Consider the following 23,518-nt stretch of genomic DNA (forward strand, 5'->3'; position numbering starts at 1 on the left):
TCACGGCTGGGCCGGGATGGTCTCGCGCTTGGCCCCGCCATTGACGAAAGCCTGGAGGGGCGCGCCGCTCGCGCCGCCGGTCAGGGGCCACTCCATCGTGCGGCCCGGCAGGATGTAGCCGAGCAGCCCCGCCGAAACGGTTCTGCCGCCCAAGGTCGCCTGGCTGAGTTGGGCGTGGATGGGGCCCGTATTGGCGACGGCCAGGAAATGTCGGCCGTTCCGCGTCGCGATGTGCCAATGCAGCGCTGGCCGCGCCTTGATGTCGGTTACCATCGTCGGCTCGCCTGCCCCGGCAGGGGCGTGCGTCCCGTAGACGAAGAGCGGCACGGAATAGCGGAGCTGGATCGCGATCCGCGGCCCGCTTCTCGCGGCGGCCTGCTGCGATTCCGGCGTGGGGATTTCGTCGATGATGACGCGATAGGCGGTTTCGGCGTCGGAGGGCGTGGTTCCGGCGCGGATCAGGCGGATGAGCTGGCGCGCGCCGGGCGGGACGCTCGCCATGGGTGGGCTCGCGACGATGTCCGTCTGGTCGGCATATTGGTCGCCCGTCGAATCCTGTGTCCAGCGGAAGACGCGGACCTGGAGCAGCACGTTGTGATGGTCGTTGTTTTCCAGCCACAGAGCGGCGGCCCTGGCCGTGCTGCCCAGCACGGGGTTGACCGGCCAGATCGTGACGGCGGATGCGGCATGCGCCCGGCAGGGGGAAAGGCTGGCGGCCAGAAAGCCGGCGAACAGGAGGCGGAGGGCTGTCACCATTGAAGGGTCACCGTCAGGGTATCGGAATAGAGGCCGGCGGATGTGAGGCCGGTCGGCGTCGCCTGCCCGAAAATCGGCAGGGTGAGTGGGCTGGGCGAGCCGGCGACGTTCACGCTGACGGTAGCGCCCGGCTGGATCGTGGCGCTGTAGGCGCTGTCGCTGAAGAGGGCGTAGGCGATCCGTGCCGTGCCGCCGGTCAGGACCATGCCGCGCGAGCCGCCGGCATAGTGGAGCCCGCCATCGACCGTCATCGTCACCGGCACGCCGGGCGTGCAGCGCAGGGAAACCGTGGCGGCGGGAGTGAGCGCGGCCCGGAGCGGCGCGGTCGACAGCGACGCGACGGAACCGAAATCAAGCGCCCCCAGCGAGCCGACCGAGGCGCCGGACGCCGGGACCGCCCCGTTGATCGCGCAGCCTGCCACGATCTGGGCCGAGACCGACATCGTGGCGCTGGTCGCGGCCCAGGTCGGCGCGGCCGCCGCCAGCAGCGCCGTACCGGCGGCGGCCGCGCCGATACGCATGGCCGTGCTCAGAAAGAGAGCGTGACGTTGAGCGTGTCGGTATAGACGCCGGCGGGAAGGACGCTTGCCGTCCCCGCGCCGAACACCCGGCCGTAGAGGTTGGTGGTGTAGGTCGTGCTGCTGGCCGTCAGCGCCAGGGCGGCATTGTTCTGAACCACCGTCGTGCGGCTGGAATCCGAGTACAGATCGTACGACACATTGGAACTGCCGGAGACCAGCGCGTGGAGATGGCCGCCGGTGGTCTTGGTGTCGTTGCCGCCGCTGGTGACGGTCAGTTGCGGGCTGATCCCCGGCGAGCAGGTCAGCGATATTCCGCCGCTGGAGCCGGTCAGAACCTGGGCGTCCTGCTGCGTGAAGAGCGTCGTCGCCGTGCCGAAATCGAGCGTGCCGAAATTGGCACTGCTGCCCGAGGCGAGAATCGTGCCGTTGATGCTGCATGCGGACGTCAGGGTCAGCGTCACGCCGATCGTGCCGGTGATGCTGGTCTGGGCGGCGGCGACATCCGGATGGCCCAGTGCGAATGCCGCCGCGGCGACCAGCAGCCCGGTGTGGCCCGGCCGGGGGCGGCGGAACGCGAAACGCGTGCTCCCGGCGGTATCGCGCGTCCTCGGTCCGATAGGCGGCATTGCGTACTCCGTTGGTCTGGCTTCGTGCTTTGAATAGTATCCGCTTATGCCAATGCCCTTAATTCCTGGTGAACGGCTGTGATTTTGTGAGAGCCCTGGGGGGTGCGCTTTCCCGGTCGAATGGTGGCCTCGATGTGCAAGACTGCGGCCCGGCCGGAGCATCGCCGGCCGACCGTGCCACACACATAATCGATCGGACCTGACATGACCTACGCGAACCGGATCTCGACCCCCGTCAATGGCGGCCAGCGGAACGGCCTGCCCGGCGAGGCTCACGCCATGCGCACCTATGGAGCGGCCCATGCGCCGCTGCCGGCCACGGGCGTGACGGTGGACGAGTCCTACAAGGACCTCGACACGTTCATCACGGCGGAAGACCATGCCTATTGGTGCTTCATGCGTCCGTCGGAGCGGCCCAGCTTCACCCGGCAACTGCTGATCGACCTGGAGGCGATGCAGGCGAATATCGGCCGGATGTTCGCCGCCGCGCCGGCGGACCAGCGGCCGTTCGATTATTTCGTGCTCGGCTCGCGCACGCCGGGCGTGTTCAACCTCGGCGGCGACCTGGTGCTGTTCCGCCAGAAGATCGAGCAGCGCGACGCCGATACGCTGCGCCGCTACGCCTATAGCTGCGTCGAGTCGGGCTATGCCAACTATATCGGCTATGGCCATCGCGTGATCACCATCGCCCTGATCCAGGGCGACGCGCTGGGCGGCGGGCTGGAATCGGCCTTGTCCTGCGACATGCTTGTCGCGGAGCGGCAGGCGAAGTTCGGGCTGCCGGAGATCCTGTTCAACCTGTTTCCGGGCATGGGGGCGTACAGCTTCCTGGCCCGGAAGATCGGCGCGGCCAAAGCGGAGGAGATGATCATGTCCGGCCGCATCTATACCGCCGAGGAGATGCACGCCCTGGGCGTCGTCGACATCCTGGTCGACGAGGGGGAGGGCGAGCGCGCGGTGAAGCACTATATCGCCGGCAACCGGACGCGCCATTCCGCGCATTCGGCGATCTACCAGGTGCGGCGGCGGGTCAATCCGGTGACGTTGGAGGAACTGCGCGACGTGACGGATACGTGGGTCGAGGCCGCGATGCGCCTGTCCGAGCAGGATCTGCGGAAGATGGCGCGGATCGCCGCGGCGCAGGACCGGTCGCGGCAGCGCCGCATGGCATCAATGGCGGTCGCCGCGGCGTGAATCGCTGAACAGTCGGGGCCAGGCGGTGGAAGCGGTCGCTTTCATCGCTTGGCTACCCCCTTTGCGTCCCAGTTCCGCAACGCGCTTTCCACCCGCGCGAGTTCCGCCGCCAGGCGCCTGACGTGGGATTCCCCTTTCGCCGCCATCTCATCGGCGGAGATGGTCTGCCATTCCGTGCAGAGTTCGTACAGCATCGTCGCCCCGAGATTGGCGGCCCCGCTGCACATGGCATGGGCCTGGGCGCGGAAGGTCGCCACATCGGACCGGGCCGTGGCATCTTGCAGCCGTGCCAGGATGGCTTTCGCATCCGTCAGATATTCGTCCGTGACCTCTTGCAGGAAGGCCGGGCCGGCGAGGTCCAGCAGGCGCGCGATGACCTGCGCGTTGACGGCCGGAGCGCCGGCCTCGCGGAACCTCGGGTGGGTGTCGATCCTGGCGACGATGCCGCTCTTCGGCGCGGCCTCCGGCCGGCCGGGGGCCATCAGGCCGTCGATGGCGGCCAGCAGCGTGTCCGGTTCCACCGGCTTGGTGACGCATGCATCCATCCCCGCATCGAGGCAGCGCTGCCGGGTCTCGGGCGTCGCGTCCGCTGTCAGGGCCAGGATGGGCAGATGCGGGTCGCCGATGGCGCCGAAGCGGTAGAGCTTGACCGCCTCGATCCCGCCCATGACCGGCATGTTCACGTCCATGATCGCGAGGTCGAAATCGGCCTCGGCCAGCAGGTCCAGCGCTTCCTCGCCGTCGCTGACGACCCGCACCGAGTGGCCGGCCCGTTCCAGGATGCGCGACAGGACGAGCTGGTTCGCCCGGTTGTCGTCGGCGACCAGGATGCGCAGGCTCCAGAGCGGCCGTGGCCGCCCGGGCACCGCCGGCCGAGGTGGGGCGGCGATGTTCGCACGCACGAGGGAGAGCACGGTCATCAGCTCGTCATCTGTACATTGCGGCGTCAGCACCGAGATCAGGCGGCGCCGGGCCTCGGTCAGGGCCGGACCCGCGAGCGGCGCCGTCGCCACCGCAGCCAGTACGCCGGAGGGTGCCTTTGTCGCATCCTCGTCCCGTGGTTGGAAGAGGAGAATCCCCGTCTCGTCGCCAGGGGCGCCGAAAACCTCCATCAGCGCGGCCTCGGCCGGGCTGGCCGGGTGGACGGCGATGCCCAGGTCCGACAGCCTGGCCACCAGCGGGGCCGCCATCGCGGGCGCGCGCGCCATCAGCGCCGCTTGCAGCCCGTGGAGGTGCCCGGCCTCCGCCACGGCAGCGCCGCCGCGACAGGTGAAGTCGATCTCGACCCAGAAGGTGCTGCCGACGTCCATCGTGCTGTCGACCCCGATTTCGCCACGTAGGAGCTGGACCGATTTGCGGGTGATCGCGAGGCCGAGCCCGGTGCCGCCGAAACGGTCCAGGATGGTGGGATTGGCCTGCTCGAAGATTTCGAAGATGCGGTGGCGTGCCTCGGGCTCGATGCCGATGCCGGTATCGGTGACCTCGAAGCGCAGCCGGGCCGTGGTTTCGGTGCGCTCCACCATGTCCACCGCGACCGCGACGCCGCCCTGGCTGGTGAACTTGATGGCGTTGCTGACGAGGTTCAGCAGGATGTCGCGCAGGCGGCCGTTGTCGCCGACCAGGCGCACCGGCGTGCGCGCGGCGACGTGGATGTTGAGGAACAGGCCCTTGGCCCGGGCCTGTCCCGCGGTCATGCGCCGCAACTGACCCAGCAGGTCGGCGAGGTCGAAATCGGCGCTGATCTCCGGCATCTTGCCGGCCTCGATGCGCGAGAGGTTGAGGATCCCGTCGATCAGCGACAGCAGGGTGTTCGCCGCCGTCAGGATGGTGCGGCTCATCTCCCGCTGCTCCGCGTCGGTCGCGCGGTCTTCCAGCAGGGCGCCGGTGCCGACGATGGCGTTCAGCGGCGTGCGCAGCTCATGGCTGACGCTGGCCAGGAACAGCGACTTCGCCTGGCTGGCTTCCTCTGCCTGGCGGCGTGCCTGCGACAGCCGGCGGATCAGCACCAGCGCATAGATCGGCACGATGATCATGCCGACCAGCATGCCGATGGCCAGGGGCTGCTGCATGCGCCAGAACGGCGTGGTCCAGAGCATGAGGCCGAACATGGCGGTGCTGACGCCCATGGCCAGCAGGAGGAAGCCGGAGCCGAAGCGGAAGCCGTTGCCGAAGATGACCCATAGATAGGCGGGGTACAGCCACGCCGTCCACCAGCCGCCGATATGCAGCTCGTACGACACGGCGCCGAAATCCAGCAGCATGGCGAGGACGCGGCGCACGCGGATGGCCTTGGGGGCCGCGATGCAATAGCCGAGCAGCAGCAGTCCCAGTCCGAGATAGGCCAGCGCGCCGGCGCGCGGGTACGACGTGGCCCCGATGTCGCCGCCGAGGCCGTACAGGTTGAACAGCAGGACCAGCAGGCCGGCGATGAACCGGTTGAGCGCCATTTCCCAGTCGCCGGCCGCGAGGTCCCGCGATCGGCGCAGCCGGGCGCCCAGCGCCCTAAGCGCCGGCATCGGGCGCCCGCCTGGTCATGATGCCTCGCCGCTCATCAGCCGCGTGATGTCTTCGGGGGGCCGGGCACGGCTGAAATAGAAGCCCTGGACCAGGTGGCAGCCTTCTTCCCGCAGGGTGCGGGCCTGATCCTCGGTCTCCACCCCCTCGGCCACGACCTCGATATTCATCTCGCGCCCCAGGTTGATGATGGCGCGGACGATGGCCAGGTCGTTGGAGCCGGCCCTATGCATGTCGGCGACGAAGCCCTGGTCGATCTTCAGCCGGTCCACGCGGACGCGCTTCAGATGCGTCAGCGAGGAGTGGCCCATGCCGAAATCGTCGATCGCGATATGCACGCCGCGGCGACGCAGCTCCTGCAAGTCGGGGGCGGCGGCCTCGGCATGTTGCAGGAGGATGCTTTCGGTCAGTTCCAGCTCCAGCAGATAGGGTGGCAGGCCGGTCTGCTCCAGCACGTCCATGACCAGGGTACAGAGATTTTCCCGCTGGATTTGCAGCGGCGCGATATTCACCGCCACGCGCAATGGCGGGGTGGCGCCCACCATCCAGCGCACGGCCTGGCGGCAGGCCTCGCGCAGCACCCATTCGTTGATCGGCAGGATCAGCCCGCTTTCCTCAGCCGCCGGCAGGAAGGCCGCGGGGGTGACGAGGCCGACTCCCGGCCGGTCCCAGCGCAGCAGGGCCTCGACGCCGATGATCTCGCCGGAATCGAGGTCGAACTGCGGCTGGTAATGGACGACGAACTGCTGCTCTTGCAGCGCCTCGCGCAGTTCGAGTTGCAGGCTGATCGAGTTGCGGGCGCGGGAGAGCATGTCTTCGGTGAAGAAGGCGTGGCCGCGCCGGCCGGCGACCTTGACCCGGTACATCGCGATATCGGCGTTCTGCAACAGCTCCTCGGTGGTCAGGCCGTCGCGCGGGTAGAGGGCGATGCCGACGCTGGCATTCACCGCCACGTCCTTGCCTTCCAGCAGGAAGGGCGCGTCCAGCGCGTGGTTGATGCGTTGCGCGACCTCGGCGGCGTCCTCGTCGGTCGAGGTTTCGGTTTGCAGCAGGGCGAATTCGTCGCCACCGAGGCGCACCAGCAGGTCGCTGGGGCGCACGGAGGCGCGGAGGCGGTCGGCCACGGCGCGCAGGAGCTGGTCGCCGAAATAATGGCCCAGCCCGTCATTGATGCCCTTGAACCGGTCGAGATCGATGAAATGCAGCGCGAAGGGGCGATCGCCATTCTGCAGTTCGTGCCGCAGCCGGTCATGCAGGAACGAGCGGTTGGGCAGGCCGGTCAGGTGGTCGCGATGCGCCAGGAAGGCCAGCCGTTCCTCCGCCCGTTTCCGCTCGGTGATGTCGATGGAGGTCGTCAGCACGCCGACGATTTTCCCGGCGCCGTCGTGCAGCGGCGATTTCGTGGTGGTGAAGACGCGCTGTTCGCCGTGGCGGTCGGAGATCTCCTCCTCCAGCCCGGTGATCGGCCGGCCGGTGGCCAGAACCTGCTGGTCGAGAAGGCCGTGGCGCACATGATGCGTCTCGCCGAACATGGCGGCGCGGCCGTCGGGCGGCAGCGCCAGGTCGACCCCGGCCAGGGCGGCCTGGTAGGCGCCGACGAAGATGCAGCGGCCCTCGCGGTCGGACGCGCTGATCAGGGCCGGGATGGTATCGATCACCTGGGCCAGTCGCTCGCGGCTGTCGCGCAGCGCCCGGTCGTGCGAGATCTCGCTCTCCCTCAGTTCCCGCGCGAGCGCCTCGACCCGGCCGCGCATGGCGCGCTGGTGCAGGCTGAGCTTGAGGAGATTGTGGACGCGGGTCTTGAACTCGGTGTGATCGATCGGGGTGTGCAGGAAGTCGGTCGCCCCGGCTTCGAGCGCCGTCATGCGGAAGGCGCGGTCGTCATGCGCCGTGATCACGACAACGGGGATGTCGGACCACCGGGGCATGGCGCGGACCCGGCGGGTGAACGTCGCCCCGTCCATTTCCGGCATCTTGTAGTCGACGATGACCAGGTCGGCGTCGTGGCTGGCCATCCATTGCAGCGCGGCGAGCGGGCCTTCGAACGGAACCGCGACCACATCCGGTTCGACCGAGGCGGCGATCTTGGCGAAGATGGTGCGATTGGTAATCCGGTCGTCGACGATCAGGATCGTAGCCATATGGAAAAGGTACCTTTCGCCCGACCTTGCACCCTGGACCAGACTTCAACACCCGTGAACAGCGTCGGATCCGTGGGAAGACCATAAAGAAGTCCGCGGAACCGATCCCTGGGAGGTCCACCCGCCTCGGCTTGAGTGCGTCCGGCACCAATAACATTGCGTGACCGGAGACGGTAGTGTCGTGTGGTGCCAGTGCGCAAGATTGTGGAAATGCTGATTTTTTTTCGTGAGGTCGGCGCTTTCGAGAGGATTGCCGGCCCGTGGGCGGGCTGTGGAAAACTTCGGTGGAGCGCCGGACCGGCGCGGCATCGGGGTACGTGCCCGATCATAGGATACAGGATGTGAACAGATTGCTTATGGCCGGGCCGGGCGGGATTTGGGGTGCCCGCTCTCCGTGGACGGCCGGAGTCGCCTGATCGGGCTGGCTGCCGGAGAGAAAGGGCGAATAACGAATTTTTAACAGATCGACCGGCCGTCGGGATGATGCGCCGTCCGGGGCGGCGCGGCGGTAGCGGACCGCAGGCTGGTCCGGTCGCGTTCCCGCGGGTGGGGCGTTTATCGGCTTTTTTACGGGGCATGCTGCAATTTTTTTGCCACCGTCATTTTTAAAGAATTATAACGGTTATTTACTTGAATCAAGACAATGTGTGTAATATTCATTAGATATTCTCGTGCATATATGCTAGAATTTGTTCCCCAAAGCGAAAGGTCTTTGTTTCGCTGGGGTAAAATATTTTTCTGACGGGACGCGAAACCTTTCCATTCGGGATATCTTAATCTTCCAGCCATGATGTCGGAAAGATTACTATTATTTCGGTACTTTTCGGATCCTAGCGCATTGGAGAGGCGTGCCGGTCGTGCGGCAGGTCGTGGATCCGGGCGCATGGCAGCTGGCGAGGAACTGATTGCAATGCAAATATTGATTACTGGAAATATGGGCTATGTCGGGTCCACGGTATGCAAATATCTGAGGCGCGCCCGGCCCGACGCCATCCTGCATGGGTTCGACAATGCCTATTTCGCGCATTGCCTGACGGGCGTGACGCGCCTGCCGGAGCGGACACTCGACGCGCAACTGCTGGGCGACGTGCGGTCGATCACGCCCGAACAGCTTGCCGGATATGACGCGGTCGTTCAGCTCGCCGCCATATCGAACGATCCGATGGGGCATAAATTCGAAAAGATCACTTACGACATCAACCAGGATACCACGATCGCGCTGGCCCGGGCCGCGGCGTCGGCGGGTGTCGGGCATTTTGTCTTTGCGTCGAGTTGCAGCATCTACGGCATTGCCGAGGGCGGCCCGCGCAGGGAGGGCGATCCGGTCAATCCGGTGACGGCCTATGCCCGGTCCAAGATCGGCGCGGAGAAGGCGCTGGAGCAGATCGACGGCGACATGGTGATCACCAGCCTGCGCTTCGCCACCGCCTGCGGCATGTCCGACCGGCTGCGGCTGGATCTCGTCCTGAACGATTTCGTCGCATCCGCCATGGTCTCCGGCAGGCTCACCGTGCTTTCGGATGGAACGCCGTGGCGGCCGATGATCGATACCGCCGACATGGCGCGCGCGATCGACTGGGCGGTGGACCGTCCGGCGGAGGCGGGTGGGCGCTATCTGGCGGTGAATGTCGGCAGCGACGACCGCAACTACCAGGTGCGGCAGATCGCCGACGCGGTGGCCGAGGCGCTGCCGGGAACCGAGGTCAGCGTCAATACCGACGCGCCGGTGGACAGCCGGTCCTATCGGGTCGATTTCGGCCTCTACAAATCCCTGGCGCCCCATCATCAACCGCAGGTGACGCTGCGCGATTCGATCGGGGAATTGAAGGCGGGACTGGAGCGCATGCGTTTTGGAGACGCGGATTTCCGCAATTCGCCCCTGATCCGCCTCAAGGTCCTGGAAGCCCATATGGCGGAGGGGCGCCTCGATTCATCGCTGGTGTGGCAGGCGCCGCCACCCTGAGACAGGACGGCGCTCGGCACAGGACCATGCGGGGCCGCCCGGGGCGGGGAAACAAACCAACAATACCATGGTACAGGGAGGGGTGAGGCATGAAGGTCGCGATATTAGCGGGTGGTTTTGGAACACGGCTCAGCGAGGAGACGATGATCCGCCCCAAGCCGATGGCCGAGATCGGCGGCCGGCCGATATTATGGCACATCATGAAGATCTACGCCCATTACGGGTTTTCGGACTTCGTCATCCTGGGCGGATATCGGGTCGATTTCATCCGCGATTACTTCATGCGCTATCGCGCGTCGCTCAGCGATTTCACCATCGACCTCGGCACCGGGGAGGTGGACTGGTTGCAGGCGCAGGCCGAGAACTGGCGTATCACGGTGCTGGATACCGGCAAGGAGTCCCTGACGGGCGGGCGGATCCGCCGTGCGCGCCGGTATCTGGAAGGCGGCACGTTCTGCCTGACCTACGGCGACGGCGTGAGCGACGTGAACATCGGCGATCTCGTGGCATTCCATAAATCCCGCGATACGTGGTGTACATTGACGGCGGTGGTCCAGCCCGGGCGCTACGGCGCGCTGAACCTCAGCGACAATGGCGCGGCCGTGCGCGGATTCGGCGAGAAGCGGGCCGGGGATGGCGGGTTGATCAATGGCGGTTTCTTCGTGTGCGAGCCGGAGATCTTCGACCTGATCGACGATGATCTGACGACGTGGGAGGCCGAGCCGATGGACCGGATGATCGCGCGCGACAAGCTGTCGAGCTTTGTACACGACGGTTATTGGCAGAGCATGGATACGTTGCGTGACAAGCAGGTCCTGGAGGCGGCGTGGGCGACCCGGGCGGCGCCATGGAAGGTATGGTCCGACTGACGGCGGCAGGCGGCGCCATGCGGCAATCGGTGGAAAGCCGTGCGGTGCCATGGGAAATCACACAACTGGCAGGATCCGGAACATGATCATCGTCGATACGGCATTGAAGAAGCGCGAGGCCGAAGGACTGCCCGTGACCGTCGCCATCGTCGGGGCGGGTACCCAGGCGCGGGCCATTGCCCGCACCATCGAGATCGCGACGCCCGGCATGCGTGTCGTCGCGGTGGCCAACCGCACCCGCGCGAACGGCGAGGCGGTCTTTACCGAACTGGGGCTCGACCCGGTCTGGTGCCCGGACGGCGCCGCCCTTGACGCCGCCATCGCGGCGGGGCAGCGGGCGGTCACCGACGACCCGCTGCTGCTGGCCGGCGCGACGGGCATCGACGCGGTAGTCGAGGCGACCGGATCGATGGAATATGCCGCCCGCGCTGTGCTGGCCGCCATCGAGGGGGGCAAGCACCTGATTCAGGTGAATGCGGAACTCGATGGTACCATCGGCCCGATCCTGAAGGTGAAGGCGGATGCGGCGGGGGTCGTCTATTCCGCCGGGGATGGCGACCAGCCGGGCGTGATGATGAACCTGGTGCGCTTCATGGAAGGGGTCGGCGTTCGTCCGGTGCTGTGCGGCAGCATCAAGGGGCTGTACGATCCGTACCGCACGCCCGATACGCAGGTTTCCTTCGCGCGGAAATGGGGGCTGGACCCCGCCATGGCGGCGTCGTTCGCCGACGGGACGAAGATCTCGTTCGAGCAGACGGTCATTGCCAACGGCACCGGCATGAAGGTGGCGCGGCGCGGGATGATCGGGCCGGATTTCTCCGGCGGTGACCCTTATGCGCCGCTGGTGCCGCTTGAGGAGACGACCGGCGCCTTTGCCGCGCATCTCGACGCGCATCTCGCCGCCGGCGGCCCCGGTCTGGTCGATTACGTGATCGGCGCGCGGCCGGGGCCCGGCGTCTTTGTCATCGGGACGATGGAGGATGCACGCCAGCGGCATTTCCTGAACTACTACAAGATGGGGTCGGGGCCTTATTACTGTTTCTACACCGCCTTTCATCTGTGCCATTTCGAGGTTCCGGGTTCGATCGCGCGTGCGGTGCTGTTCGGGGATGCGACGCTTGCGCCGCTGGCCGGCCCGAGTGTCGGCGTCGTCGCGCTGGCCAAGAAGGATCTCGCGCCGGGGGATGTCATCTCGGCGCTTGGCGGGTTCGAGGCCTATGGGATGATCGAGAATATCGAGACGATGCGGGCGGAAAACCTGATTCCGCTCGGGCTGGCGATCGGCGGGCAGGTGAACAGGCCCATTCCCCGCGACCAGCCCATCACGTTCGCCGATATCGACCTGCCCGAGGGGCGGACGATCGACCGTCTCTATGCCGAGCAGGAGGCCGCCTTCGCGCCGTCTGTCTTGGTCGACGAGGTGGTTTATGATCTTTCATGAAACCACGCTGAAGGATGCGATGCTGATCGACCCCGAGCCTCGGGGGGACGATCGTGGCTTCTTTGCCCGGATGATGTGCAGGGAGGCATTCGCCGCGCATGGGCTGATCGGCGATTTCGTGCAGCATAATATGTCTTTTTCACGCAACAGGGGGACCGTGCGCGGGCTGCATTTCCAGCGCGGCGCGCATGCCGAGGCCAAGCTGATGCGCTGCACGAGGGGGGAGATCGTCGATGTCATCGTGGATCTGCGCGGGACATCGCCGACCTATCTGAAGCATGAAGCCTTCCATCTGACCGCCGAAAATCGTCGGCTGCTCTATGTGCCGCCGGGATTTGCCCATGGTTTCCAGACGCTGACCGATGATGTCGAGGTCTTCTATCCCGTCAGCGCCGCCTATGCGCCCGGCATGGAGGGCGGCTTGCGCCACGATGATCCGCTGATCGGGATCGCATGGCCGCTGGAGGTCAGCGGTCTCTCGGCGAAGGATGCGTCGTGGCCGCTGCTGCGACGGGGGGCGCCCCCCATCTTCCCGGGGGGCGCGGCGGAGCGGGAGCGCGCCGCCACCGGGGCGGGCATCATCGGTGCCGCTCCGCCGTAAATGGAGACCCGGCCACCACCGGCAGTTCACATGAAATCGTCAGCCTCCAATCCACAGGAGATTTGTGATGAAGTCGGAAGAACAAATGCAGCCTGAAACCAGGCGTTTTCTTGTCCTAGGCCGTGTCGGCGACAATTCTCTGCATCGGAGCTGGATCGCGGATAGGACGGTCGCGCGGAACTGGGACCTGCAACTCAACGCGTATGCCAAGGATGTTTCACGCTGCCAGGATGGCGATCTGCCGCCGGTATTCGATTATGGCACCAAGTGGGACAGTATCGCGCGCCATTTCAGGGCCAATCCGGACCTGCTGGACCGGTACGAGTATGTCATGCTGCCCGACGACGACCTGCTGATGGCGGCGGGGGATATCAACCGGTTGTTCGACATCGCGGTGGAACACGACCTGACGATGGCGCAGCCGGCCATGACGATCGAAAGCTATCTGTCGCATGCGGTCGTCCTGCGCATGCCGGGCTTTCGCCTGCGGTATGCGACGTTTCTGGAATCCATGGCGTGCTGCATCAAATCGTCCTATCTGCGCACGCTTCTGCCGATGTTCGAACGGCATTTCACCGGCTGGGGCACGGACCTGATCTGGGCGATGCTGATGCGGGCGCCGGCCTATCGCGCCGCGATCGTGGATGCGGTGCCGATGACCCATACGCGGCCGCTCTATAGCGGCCCGATCTACGATACGTTCGCCGAGGGCAAGGTCGACCCGCACGAGGAGGTCCGCAGCCTGATGGCCTGTTTCGAGAACCATCCGCGCGGCATGCATGTCTATGGTGGCTATCTGAATGACGGCAGGCGGGTCGGCGCGTTCGAGGCGCGCATACGCAACGCGGTCGGACTGTTCAATATCGCGGGACGCTCGAAGCTGCCGTGGAACACTGCCCGCCTGGGGTGCGCGATGCTGCTGAGGGCGTTCACCAGGATGGGCTATCAGCCGGAACAGCTTCGTGCGGTCGCGGGTTCGGAAATGGCCGTGCTGGGGATCGGCGCGCCGCCGCGCCATCCGGGCCAGGACCGGAGGGCGGCGGGCGGCCCGGTTTCGCTTGCCGGCGTGGCCGAAAAGCATCTGACCGGTGGCATGAGCGCGTGAAGTCCAGGGCCCTGCCGGGAGTTGTTTCCCCGGCGGGGCCAGTCTTTCAGGGTGCTGCGGGCGCGAAATGCCGGATGTGCGCGGGCGAAAGTTCGCCGAGCGTATTCACGCCGAGCATCGCCATGTCGCGCGCGATTTCCGCCCGCACCAGGCGCAACGCGTGACGCACGCCGGACGTGCCCGCCGCGACCGACGCGTAAAGGAACGGCCGGCCGACGAAGACGAAATCCGCGCCAAGCGCCAGGGCCTTGAGCACGTCGGTGCCGCGCCGGACGCCGCCGTCGATCAGCACCGCCATCTGGCCTGCCTCGCGCCTGGCTTCCGGCAGCATGAGCAGGGGGGCGATGGCCGAATCGAGCTGGCGGCCGCCATGATTGGACAGCCACACGCCGTCGATCCCCGCCGCGCGGGCGAGCGCCACATCGGCGGGCGACAGGATGCCCTTGATGACGAGCCGGCCTTTCCAGTGATCGCGCATGAACGCGACATGCTCCCAGCAGAGGCCGTCGCGGGTACCGATATTGCGTTCGGCGGAGCGTGAGAGGATCGCCGGCCCGCGAAACGCGTCCATGTTCTCGAAATGCGGCATGCCGCGCGCCAGGGTACGGAGGAAGGTGCCGAGCGACCAGCGCGGGTGCAGCGCCCCGTCCCAGAACAGGCGCGGGGTCGGCCGCAGGGGCATGGAGAAGCCGCTGCGGGCATTGTTCTCGCGGTTGGCGGGAACCTGCACGTCGGCGGTGAGGACGATCGTTTCGAACCCCGCCGCGCCGACCCGGCGGAGCATCGCCGCGATGCGCGCGCGGTCGCCGGGCAGATAGGCCTGGAACCAGCGGGCCCCGCCCGTGGCTGCCATCGTTTCCAGCGGCGTCAGCGAGGTGGCGCTGGCGACCATCAGCGCGTCTTCCGCGGCGGCGGCGCGCGCCAGGACGATATCGCCCCGGAACGACGAGAGCGCGGACAAGCCCATGGGCGCGATGCCTACCGGCAGGCTGAAGGATGTTCGGAACAGGGACGCCGCCGTCGAGCGCGCGCGGGTATCGACGAGCACGCGCGGCAGAAGGGCGAGGGCGGCGTAGCTCTCGCGGTTGGCGCGCAGGGAACGGTTGGTTTCCGCCGCCCCCGAATAATAGCCGTAGATCTGTCGCGGCAGGCGGCGCCGCGCGACGGCCTCGAAATCGTCGAGGCACAGGAACCGTTCGAGGTGGCGAGGGGTGGCCAGGGCGGATGCCGGCTTTGCCGGAACGGGGGGAAAGGCGGTCATGGCACTCCTTGCGGCGGAGCCGGGCAGGGGAACCGCGCCGGACTGCGTGCGTCCCGGCAGTGTGAACGCCGGGCGGCCGGCAGGGTTCGGGCCGCGATGACCGGATGTCAGGACGGGCCGGGCATCATCCGGCGCGATCCGAGCCCAGGGGGGCCGCGCGCCGGAAACGGATCAGGCTGCGCGAGGGGCTGCCGTTTCCCCAGTTGGGCATCTCGCGCCAGGGGGTGACGACGGTGGCATGCGGGCCGTCCACGGTGACGGTCCGCCGCTGTTCCGTGCCGACCCATTCGGGCGCCCACGCCGTTTCGACGCGCGTGATCCATTGGTCCTGCTCGATCCTGTAGCGACCGATATAGGCGACCAGGGTCTTCATCAACTGCGCCCGGTCCCAGTCGGTCGTGGCGGGCTGGCGGTCGCTGCCCTCCAGATTGAAGGCGACCCATCCGTCCGGGGTGAAGATGACCCGTCCGCGCGGGCAATCGCCCATCGCTTCGATCATCTCGCCGGTCTGCTTGTCCTCGACCTGATAGGAAACGAGCTCCCACGTGCCGATCAATTTCTGTGCCAGATCGCCGGAATGCTCGTTTTTGAACTGCGTCATTTGTAGAGAGGCTCCTCTTGAAACAAAAATAAAATAAGAAAATCAGACTGTGCTTGGTTGGTATTTTTTGTTTTTCTTGTTTTACTGTTTTTGTGCATTTTTATCGGACAAGTGTTCATTTATATGAGGGGTATGTAGGGCATTTTGTCGTTTTTTTCTATTAAAAATGAAACAAAAGATTTATGCTGAATCGACAAAAATGGAACAGGCCAAAACATGATCTACGATGAGGTCGGCGATCTGAGGTTTTTCGTGATGCTGGCGGAGGCGCAGAGCCTGACCAAGGCGGCGCGCGGCATGGGGACCTCGCCGGCCGTGGTCTCGCGGCGCCTGGCCAGGCTGGAGGGCAGGCTGGGCAGTTGCCTGGTGAACCGGAGCACGCGGCGCTTCAAGCTGAGCGAGACGGGGCAGATCCTGTACGATCGCGCGCTGCGGATCGTGACCGACATCACCGACCTGGAAGCGGAGATCTCCTCGGCCGAGCGGATGCCGCAGGGCAGCCTGAACGTGGGCGCGCCGCTCGAACTGGGGCGCCGCCTGATCGCGCCGTTCGTCGAGGCGTTCAACCGGCGCTATCCCGAGCTGAAGATCGGGCTGGCGCTGGTCAGCGAGGGGCGGCATGAGTTCGGCGACTGCCTCGACCTGATCGTGCGGCTGGGCATGCCCGACACGCCGACCGCCATCGTGACGCATCTGGCCTCGACCATGCGCATTCTCTGCGCCTCGCCGGCCTATCTGGCGCGCAACCCGGCGCCGGAGACGCTCCAGGACCTTGCCGCCCATGATTGCCTGTGCCTGCGGCGGAGCAAATCCATGACCCTCGTCAATCGCTGGACGTTCGGCCAGGAGGAAGGCAGGGAGGCGATCACGGTGCAGCCCCGCCTGTCCTCGACGAGTTGCGAGGTCATTCATGACTGGGCGCTGTCGGGGCAGGGGGTCGCCTACAAGCTGATGTGCGATGTCCATGACGACCTGAAGTCGGGCAAGCTCGTCCATATCCTGCCCGGGCTTTCGGGGGAGGTTATCGATGTCTATGCCCTCCGGCCCCATCGCCAGGGCGCGCGTGCGAATGTGGATGTGTTTCTGCGCGAATTGCGCGCGTATCTGGGGCGCTGCGGCGGGTTTTCCTACCGGCCGGCACCGGGATAAAAAGCGGCATCGCCGTTGGGAGAGGGCGATGCCGCGTGAGGTTTCACGGCGCGAGGGTTGGGAAATCGACGGTTGGGAACCTGTCGGAACGCCGTGAGTTGTCTCTTGATAGTAAGAATGAATATCAATTGCAACATAAAAGAGGATATGGGGCCCGCGCGGGGACCGGACGGGCGCGCATGCCCGATATGATTGTTCCGTGACGGTGGAGGGGCGGGCTTGCCGATGCGGGCCCCGCTCCCCACATGGCCTGTCGAACGTCATGTTCATGGAGAAGACAATGTCGAGCAAGACCAAGGCTTTGACCGCAGGCGAGGCCCATGTTCACACCTATCTCGGGACACCGACCGACCTGAAGAAAGACGCGGTGGACGCCATTGCCGCGGGGCTGCGGGCGGTGCTGGCCGATGTCTTCGCGCTGTATATCAAGACCAAGAATTTCCATTGGCACATGAGCGGTCGCCATTTCCGCGATTTTCATCTGCTGCTGGACGAGCAGAGCGACCAGATCTTCGCCATGACCGATCCGCTGGCCGAGCGGGCGCGCAAGCTGGGAGGGACGACCCTGCATTCGATCGGCGAGATCGGCCGCCTGACCAAGGTGGCGGACAATGACGCGCTGTATGTGACGCCGGAAGACATGCTGGCCGAACTGCGCGAGGACAATCTGGCGCTGACCGGCCGCCTGCGCGCGGTGCATGCCATCTGTGACGATGGCGGCGACGTGGCGACCGCGAGCCTGCTGGAAAACTGGATCGACGAAACCGAGCGCCGGACGTGGTTCCTGTTCGAATCGACCCGGCCGGCTTTCGGCGGCAACGACTGACGGCGTCGGCCGCGTAGCTGGCCCTGCCCCGCGGCGCGGTGTCGTCGCGGGGCGGGGCTGTTTCCCCCCCTGCTGTCGCAGGTTCGCGACAGATGTTGCGCGGATCTGTCACGAGGGCGCGAGAGCGGGGCCGGGGCCCCTTCCGCGCCGTGTCGCGACATGGCGGTCTCGTGCCCGGAAGCCCGCGTTCCGCGGAGCTGAACGGGGGGAATGATCGCATGGCAATCGCAGGACAGGTCGCGCTGGTGACGGGGGCGGCCCAGGGGATCGGACGGGGGATCGCCCTGCGTCTGGCGCGGGATGGCGCGGATGTGGCGCTGGTCGACCTCCAGCCCGAGGCGCTGGCCTCGGTCGCGGCGGAGATCGCGGCGATCGGGCGCAGGGCCACGATTTTCGTCGCCGATGTCGGGGACCGCGAGCAGGTCAGGGCGGCGATCGACCACGCCGCGCGGGAACTGGGCGGTTTTGACATCCTGGTCAACAATGCGGGCATCGCGCAGGTCAAGGCGCTGGCGTCGGTGACGCCGGAGGATGTGGAGCGCATTTTCCGCATCAATGTCCATGGGGTGCTGTGGGGTATCCAGGCGGCGGCGGAACGCTTTATCGCGACGGGTCGGAAGGGCAAGATCGTCAATGCCTGCTCGATCGCGGGGCATGACGGGTTTGCCTTGCTGGGTGTCTATTCCGCGACGAAATTCGCCGTGCGCGCGCTGACCCAGGCGGCGGCGAAGGAATATGCCAGCAGGGGAATCACGGTAAACGCCTATTGCCCCGGGGTGGTGGGGACCAGCATGTGGGTCGAGATCGACCGGATGTTCTCCGAGATCACCGGAGCGGAGCGGGGCGCGACCTTCCGCAAATATGTCGATGGCATCGCCCTGGGCCGGGCGGAGACGCCAGAGGATGTCGCGGCGCTGGTGTCGTACCTGTCGGGACCCGATTCCGATTACATGACCGGCCAGTCGATCCTGATCGATGGCGGGATGGTCTGTCGCTGAGGCGCGGCCCGTCGGCCCGGCGTCGCAACGAAGGTCTGTCGCCGGCATCGCCGGTCGTGCTGGAATCCGGCATTGTCGGGCACGGCGCGGGTCGCCCCCGCGCCGTGGCATCCGGAATGTTGATTACGGGAACGAAATGCGTAATAGCACGCTGGACATGGGTGTGGTTGCGTGTCCTTCTTCGCTGTCCCGCCTGATGTGGCCATGGAGGGGCGGGTGATGCGGGCAGGTGGGCGATGCGGCCGGACAAGGCGCTTTTGCGACGGATTGGGGTAGGGTGCGCGCCGGTGTGAGTGGCCGTTCGAAAGAGGGCGACGACGCACGGAGAACGGATGGCCGATCGGCGGCGCGCCGGTTTTTCAGGCGGGCTTTGCCGTGCGCGGCCATCGTTCCCGCCCTGTTGCTGTCGGCCCTGACGCCGCTCGCCGCGCGGGCGAGCGGGTTGAATCTGCTGGTCTGGGAATGGGGGATCAGCCCTGACGTGGTTCGGGCATGGACCGCCATGACCGGTGTCGAAATCAACCAGATCGTCTTCGACAATGGGGACCGGCGGGACCTGCTGATTGCGAACGTCAACGCGCCGATCGACCTGGCCGTGGTCGACAGTGCCCATGTCCAGCCGTTCGGCGACCGGGGATTGCTGCTGGACCAGTCGGGCCTGCCGCTGCCCGAGACGTCGCGGAGCGACGAGCGGTCGCGGGCGATGTGCGGGCGCTATGGCGTTCCCTATAGCTGGGGGAATACCGGGATCGTCTATCGTGCCGACCGGCTGAAGGAGGCTCCGCGATCCTGGGCGGACCTGCTGAAGCCGGCGCCCGCGCTGGCGGGCCATATCGCGATGACCGACGACCAGGAGGAATTGCTGGCCGCCGCTCTGAATTTCATGGGACGCCCGATGAACAGCGGCGACCCGGAGGACCTGCGGCGGGCCTTCGAACTGCTGCGCGCGCAGGCCCCCGCCGTGCTGACCTATGGCCTGCCCATGACCGCGCAGCAGCGGCGGGACATCAAGGGGCGGATCTTTATCGGCCTGGGGGCGACGGGCGACCAGAAGACATTGAACATCGGCGGCGGCGGCAGGGAAAACTGGCGTTTCGTGACGCCGCGCGAAGGGGCGATGGTCTGGACCGACTGCCTGGTCGTACTTCGGCGCACGCGCGATCCGGGGCTGGCGGAGCGGTTCGTCACGTTTCTGGCGCAGCCGGAAAACGGGGCGGCGAATGCCGTCTTCCTGCACCAGCCGCCCCCCAATCCGCATGCGGCGGCCCTGCTGCCGGCCGCGATGCGCGACGACCCGCAGGTCTATCCGCCGCCGGGCTATCCCGTCATCTATCGCGGGCCGTTTCCGACCGACAGCCTGCCGCTGCGGCGACGGATCCTCAGCGCGCTGCTGGCCATTCATGACGCTCAATAGACGCGCGTTCGTCGTTCTGTTCCCCATCGTGCTGCTGGCGCATATCGTGGGGGGCGGGGTCGGGTACATGGGGTATCGTCATGCCCTGATCACGCAGCATGTGGCACGGCTTCAGCAGAATCTGTCGCAGCTCCAGAACGCCTATGCCGAATATGCGTCGCTGGATTCGCAGTTGCTGTATGTCGTGCGCAACAGTTCGGCCTTTCTGACCTTCATCGACGAAAGCGATGCCGAATACCGGACCAGGGTGCTGGGCATCGGTGTCCAGGACAGCCTGCTGTCGCTGGTGCCCAATGACGGAACCAGCGTGTCGTGCAGCATCTTCCAGTCGGATGGCCGGCAGATCTTCTATTTCGACAACGGCACCGACCCGTTCGAGACGTTGGGCCCGCGCCAGGCGGCGTTCGCGCAGGCCGTGCTGAACGACGACGTGACGTCGCGTTCGGGACTGGTCACCGAGGCGGACGGCACGACCTATCTGGTAATGGCCGCCAAAGTGCAGGCGCGCACGGGTGGCGTGGGAATCGCGGGGCCGCGGCCCGACCAGTCGCTGATCATGCAGGTGTCGGTGCGGCCCCGCCGTTTCGCGACGATCCGCCGCACCATGGCCCGCGAATATGGCGCGCCGGTCGAACTGCTGGCCGCGCCGCCCGCGTCGCCCCCGGAATTGTCCGCCACCGTCCAGCTTGCCGTCGGCCTGTATGCCCGCGAGACTCCTTCTCCTGCCTATCTGCGCGGTCCGCTGGCCCGCTTTGCCGTCGTGACCGGATTATGCGTCGTCTTTCTCAGCCTGCTGTCGGTGGGGATGCTGATGCTGCTGGTCCGCCGCTATATCATCGCGCCGGTCGAGGAGCTGGACCGCCAGGTGACGGCGATCACGGAAAATCGCCGCATGGATATCGACGTGCCCGACGTGGGCGAGGTCGGCCGGCTGGCGGCGAACGTGCGGATGCTGCACGGCCAACTGACGCGGTCGCTGCGCCAGGTGCGCCAGCTCTATGAGACGGATTCGGTCACCGGGATCGGCAACCGGATCTATTTCAACGAGAAGCTGGACCAGTTCTTTCATCTCAGCGTCACGACCGGCCGGCCGCTGACGATGCTGTTCATCGATCTGGATAATTTCAAGCAGGTCAATGACATGCATGGCCACCGGACCGGGGATGCCCTGCTGGGCGGGGTGGCGAGCGCGTTGAGTGAGGTGCTTCAGGAGGCGATCGGCGCCAGCGGGACGATGGGGATCGTGGCGCGGCTGTCGGGCGACGAGTTCACCGCGCTGATCCTGGCCGATTCGCGCGGCGCGGTGATCGGGGCGCTGATCGATGCGTTTCTGCTGAAGTTTCGCGGCGGCTTTCGGGTCGATGCCGCGTCCTATCCCGTTACCGCCAGCATCGGCGTCGCGGCGGTGCCGGGCGATGCCGAGACATCCGCGCATCTATTCTGGTGCGCGGACCAGGCGATGTACCACGCCAAGGCGGCGGGACGGAACACGGTGGCCTTCTATGCCGACATGCCGCGCGATGCGGACGCCCCGGAGTGGAGTGTCATGCCGGCAGAGCGCGGACGAGCAACGCGGCCACCTGTTCGACAAGCTGCCGGTCCCTCGGGGTGAAGCGGTCGAGGAGCGGGCTGTCGATATCCAGCACGCCGACCAGCCGGTCGCCGACGACGAGGGGCACCACGATTTCCGAAGCCGAGGCGGTATCGCAGGCGATATGGCCGGGAAAGGCGTGTACGTCCGGCACAACGATGGTCTGGCGCGCGGACGCGGCGGCCCCGCAGACCCCCTTGCCCAGCGGGATGCGGGTGCAGGCGACGCGGCCCTGGAACGGCCCCAGCACAAGCTGGTCGTCGCGCAGGAAATAGAAGCCGGCCCAGTTGATATCGGGCAGCGCCTCGAACAGCAGGGCGGCGACATTCGCCGCGTTGGCGATCAGGTCGGGCTCGCCGGCCAGGATCGCCTCGACGCTGTCCGGCAGGTCGTCCGGCGTGATGCGTCGATCGGCGGGCTGGTGGGTCATCGGCGGGCTCCGGTCGTCAAACGGCGTGCCGTCATACCGCGAATCGCGGAAAGATGGAAACCGGGGGGCATGGCAACGCATGGGGGCGGACAGGCCGCCCCGCTCATGCCGGCCGGGACGGTCAGACCGCCTTCTTCAGGTTCGGACTGGCCTTGAAGCGGACCGTCTTGCCGGCCTTGACCTTGACCGCCGCGCCGGTGCGGGGATTGAGCGCCTTGCGGGCCTTCGTCTTATGCACGGTGAACGTTCCGAACGAGGGCAGGGTGAAGCCGCCTTCCTCGTGCAGCGTCGCCACGATCGCGTCGATCAGGTCGTTCGCGGCCTTTCCGGCGGCAACCCCCGTGCAATTGAGGGAATCTTGAAGAACGGCGGCGATGAAAGCCTTGCTCATGGAGGAGCGTGTCCCAATGGTTAAAGATCGGGGGACGGTAGCAGCGGGACTGGAAAAATGTCTAACCCGATCGTAATGGAATCTGCATGAAATGCCGTCTTTGGGGCCGCGCATGGGTGAAAAGCGGCCTGCGGCGGCCCTTCGTCCGGTGAAATCGGTGCTTATTGGGCGGTGTAACCGCCATCGATGACCAGTTCGCTGCCGGTCATGAATTTCGATTCGTCCGACGCCAGATAGAGGATGCCGAAGGCGATGTCGTTGGCCTCGCCCAGGTGCCCGACGGGATGCAGCGCCTCCAGTCGCGCGCGGAACGCGGCCTGGTCCGGGGTTTCGGCGGTCAGGCCCTGGACCATCGGGGTCCAGATATAGCCGGGATGGACCGAATTGACGCGAATCCGATAGCCGGACCGGGCGCAATGCAGGGCCGCCGACTTGGTGAACAGCCGCACGCCGCCCTTGCTGGCGTTGTAGGCCGCCAGGGTCGGGTCGCCGACCAGCCCCTCGATCGACGACAGGTTGATGATCGACCCGCCATGGTCCTTCATCGCGGCGACGGCGGCCTTCGTGCCCAGGAACACGCCGTCGAGATTGATCGACTGCACGCGCCGCCAGTCGTCCAGGCTGGTGGTTTCCACCGTGCCCGACCAGGCGATGCCCGCATTGTTGACCGCGATGTCCAGGCGCCCGAATCGCGCCAGCACCGTGGCGATGGCCCTCGTCCAGTCGTCCTCGCGGCTGACATCCAGCGGGACGAACAGGGCCTCGCCTCCGGCGGCCTCGATTTCGGAGACGACGGCCCGGCCTTCGTCCTCCTTCAGGTCCGCGACGGCGACCTTCGCGCCCTCGCGGGCCAGCAGCAGGGCGGTCGCCCTGCCGATGCCGAGCGATGCGCCGGTGACGATTGCGACTTTGCCGGAAACGCGTGCCATGACGGGACTCCATCGATCGAAAACAGCGGGGATCGTGGCGAGGATGCCCGCTGGAGGCCATGATCTGGGTCAAGTCCGGCGTGGTCCGGGGGCGGGGACGCGACGGGCGGCCGGAACAATAAATATAATATTCATAATATGATCGGCCGATCGATTGTAGGGTTCGCGCCCGGCTGCCCGTGCCATTCCGTTCGGGG

General features: G+C 66.3%; 21 protein-coding genes. 11 read left to right on the top strand and 10 right to left on the bottom strand.

Features of this window, described 5'->3' with window-relative positions; genetic code table 11:
* From HLH48_RS12900 to HLH48_RS12910, 3 genes are read right to left on the bottom strand one after another with little or no spacing between them, the layout of a single operon-like run.
* Nucleotides 1-756 carry a fimbrial biogenesis chaperone gene (locus tag HLH48_RS12900; RefSeq protein WP_182997930.1) on the bottom strand — a complete coding sequence of 252 codons (756 nt, stop codon included), beginning with the start codon at nt 754-756 and terminating at the stop codon, nt 1-3.
* Complete coding sequence (locus HLH48_RS12905) at nt 750-1,277, bottom strand: Csu type fimbrial protein (RefSeq protein ID WP_182997931.1); 528 nt, start codon at nt 1,275-1,277, stop codon at nt 750-752. The genes HLH48_RS12900 and HLH48_RS12905 overlap by 7 nt, the downstream gene beginning before the upstream one ends.
* 8 nt (nt 1,278-1,285) lie before the next feature.
* Complete coding sequence (locus tag HLH48_RS12910; protein ID WP_182997932.1) at nt 1,286-1,903, bottom strand: Csu type fimbrial protein; 618 nt, start codon at nt 1,901-1,903, stop codon at nt 1,286-1,288.
* A gap of 204 nt (nt 1,904-2,107) precedes the next feature.
* Between HLH48_RS12910 and HLH48_RS12915 the strand changes: the two genes are divergently transcribed.
* Complete coding sequence (locus HLH48_RS12915) at nt 2,108-3,097, top strand: crotonase/enoyl-CoA hydratase family protein (RefSeq protein ID WP_182997933.1); 990 nt, start codon at nt 2,108-2,110, stop codon at nt 3,095-3,097.
* Nucleotides 3,098-3,138: 41 nt separating this feature from the next.
* On the opposite strand, the gene HLH48_RS12920 is transcribed toward HLH48_RS12915, so the two are convergent.
* Together HLH48_RS12920 and HLH48_RS12925 are read right to left on the bottom strand one after the other, a co-directional pair.
* Nucleotides 3,139-5,613: a response regulator gene (locus HLH48_RS12920; RefSeq protein WP_182997934.1), complete on the bottom strand. Its 2,475-nt coding sequence runs from the start codon at nt 5,611-5,613 to the stop codon at nt 3,139-3,141.
* 15 nt (nt 5,614-5,628) lie between these two features.
* On the bottom strand, nt 5,629-7,752 hold the full coding sequence (locus tag HLH48_RS12925; protein WP_182997935.1) for a two-component system response regulator: 2,124 nt from the start codon (nt 7,750-7,752) through the stop codon (nt 5,629-5,631).
* Nucleotides 7,753-8,635: 883 nt separating this feature from the next.
* Here HLH48_RS12925 and HLH48_RS12930 point away from each other — a divergent pair.
* The 5 genes from HLH48_RS12930 to HLH48_RS12950 all read left to right on the top strand — a co-directional run bounded on the left by HLH48_RS12930 (nt 8,636) and on the right by HLH48_RS12950 (nt 13,731).
* Nucleotides 8,636-9,715 (top strand): NAD-dependent epimerase/dehydratase family protein, encoded by a 1,080-nt coding sequence (locus tag HLH48_RS12930; RefSeq protein ID WP_246387298.1) that lies wholly within the window; start codon nt 8,636-8,638, stop codon nt 9,713-9,715.
* A gap of 89 nt (nt 9,716-9,804) precedes the next feature.
* Nucleotides 9,805-10,584: a glucose-1-phosphate cytidylyltransferase gene (gene rfbF, locus HLH48_RS12935; RefSeq protein WP_182997936.1), complete on the top strand. Its 780-nt coding sequence runs from the start codon at nt 9,805-9,807 to the stop codon at nt 10,582-10,584.
* An 82-nt stretch (nt 10,585-10,666) separates the two neighbouring features.
* The gene (locus HLH48_RS12940; RefSeq protein WP_182997937.1) at nt 10,667-12,025 is read left to right on the top strand and encodes an NAD(P)H-dependent oxidoreductase; all 1,359 of its coding nucleotides are present in this window, start codon (nt 10,667-10,669) and stop codon (nt 12,023-12,025) included.
* Nucleotides 12,012-12,626: a dTDP-4-dehydrorhamnose 3,5-epimerase gene (rfbC, locus tag HLH48_RS12945; RefSeq protein WP_182997938.1), complete on the top strand. Its 615-nt coding sequence runs from the start codon at nt 12,012-12,014 to the stop codon at nt 12,624-12,626. Before HLH48_RS12940 ends, rfbC begins: the two co-directional genes overlap by 14 nt.
* An 85-nt stretch (nt 12,627-12,711) precedes the next feature.
* Complete coding sequence (locus HLH48_RS12950; RefSeq protein WP_246387300.1) at nt 12,712-13,731, top strand: DUF707 domain-containing protein; 1,020 nt, start codon at nt 12,712-12,714, stop codon at nt 13,729-13,731.
* A gap of 46 nt (nt 13,732-13,777) precedes the next feature.
* Here the strand turns inward: HLH48_RS12950 and HLH48_RS12955 are convergent, their stop codons facing one another.
* Nucleotides 13,778-14,992 carry an alpha-hydroxy acid oxidase gene (locus HLH48_RS12955; RefSeq protein WP_182997940.1) on the bottom strand — a complete coding sequence of 405 codons (1,215 nt, stop codon included), beginning with the start codon at nt 14,990-14,992 and terminating at the stop codon, nt 13,778-13,780.
* A gap of 124 nt (nt 14,993-15,116) precedes the next feature.
* The gene (locus tag HLH48_RS12960; protein WP_182997941.1) at nt 15,117-15,593 is read right to left on the bottom strand and encodes a lipocalin-like domain-containing protein; all 477 of its coding nucleotides are present in this window, start codon (nt 15,591-15,593) and stop codon (nt 15,117-15,119) included.
* Nucleotides 15,594-15,809: 216 nt separating this feature from the next.
* Between HLH48_RS12960 and HLH48_RS12965 the strand changes: the two genes are divergently transcribed.
* From HLH48_RS12965 to HLH48_RS12985, 5 genes are all read left to right on the top strand, one after another.
* The gene (locus HLH48_RS12965; RefSeq protein WP_182997942.1) at nt 15,810-16,742 is read left to right on the top strand and encodes a LysR family transcriptional regulator; all 933 of its coding nucleotides are present in this window, start codon (nt 15,810-15,812) and stop codon (nt 16,740-16,742) included.
* Between the two features lie 280 nt (nt 16,743-17,022).
* Nucleotides 17,023-17,568, top strand: a complete 546-nt coding sequence (locus tag HLH48_RS12970) for a Dps family protein (protein WP_182997943.1) — start codon at nt 17,023-17,025, stop codon at nt 17,566-17,568.
* A 218-nt stretch (nt 17,569-17,786) separates the two neighbouring features.
* A complete protein-coding gene (locus HLH48_RS12975; RefSeq protein ID WP_182997944.1) occupies nt 17,787-18,566 on the top strand; it encodes an acetoin reductase in 780 nt (259 codons plus the stop codon).
* Between the two features lie 370 nt (nt 18,567-18,936).
* Nucleotides 18,937-19,980: a polyamine ABC transporter substrate-binding protein gene (locus tag HLH48_RS12980; RefSeq protein ID WP_246387302.1), complete on the top strand. Its 1,044-nt coding sequence runs from the start codon at nt 18,937-18,939 to the stop codon at nt 19,978-19,980.
* Nucleotides 19,967-21,592 carry a GGDEF domain-containing protein gene (locus HLH48_RS12985; protein WP_182997945.1) on the top strand — a complete coding sequence of 542 codons (1,626 nt, stop codon included), beginning with the start codon at nt 19,967-19,969 and terminating at the stop codon, nt 21,590-21,592. Before HLH48_RS12980 ends, HLH48_RS12985 begins: the two co-directional genes overlap by 14 nt.
* On the opposite strand, the gene HLH48_RS12990 is transcribed toward HLH48_RS12985, so the two are convergent.
* The 3 genes from HLH48_RS12990 to HLH48_RS13000 all read right to left on the bottom strand — a co-directional run bounded on the left by HLH48_RS12990 (nt 21,525) and on the right by HLH48_RS13000 (nt 23,321).
* Entirely contained in the window at nt 21,525-22,001 is a 477-nt protein-coding gene (locus HLH48_RS12990) for a GAF domain-containing protein (RefSeq protein ID WP_182997946.1), read from the bottom strand. The genes HLH48_RS12985 and HLH48_RS12990 overlap by 68 nt on opposite strands.
* Before the next feature lie 121 nt (nt 22,002-22,122).
* The gene (locus HLH48_RS12995; protein WP_182997947.1) at nt 22,123-22,392 is read right to left on the bottom strand and encodes an HU family DNA-binding protein; all 270 of its coding nucleotides are present in this window, start codon (nt 22,390-22,392) and stop codon (nt 22,123-22,125) included.
* Nucleotides 22,393-22,553: 161 nt separating this feature from the next.
* Nucleotides 22,554-23,321, bottom strand: coding sequence for a glucose 1-dehydrogenase (locus HLH48_RS13000; RefSeq protein ID WP_182997948.1), 768 nt, complete (start codon nt 23,319-23,321; stop codon nt 22,554-22,556).
* Between the last annotated feature and the right edge of the window lie 197 nt (nt 23,322-23,518).

It is taken from the genome of Gluconacetobacter sacchari (assembly GCF_014174255.1).
GTDB classification, from domain to species: Bacteria; Pseudomonadota; Alphaproteobacteria; order Acetobacterales; family Acetobacteraceae; genus Gluconacetobacter; species Gluconacetobacter sacchari.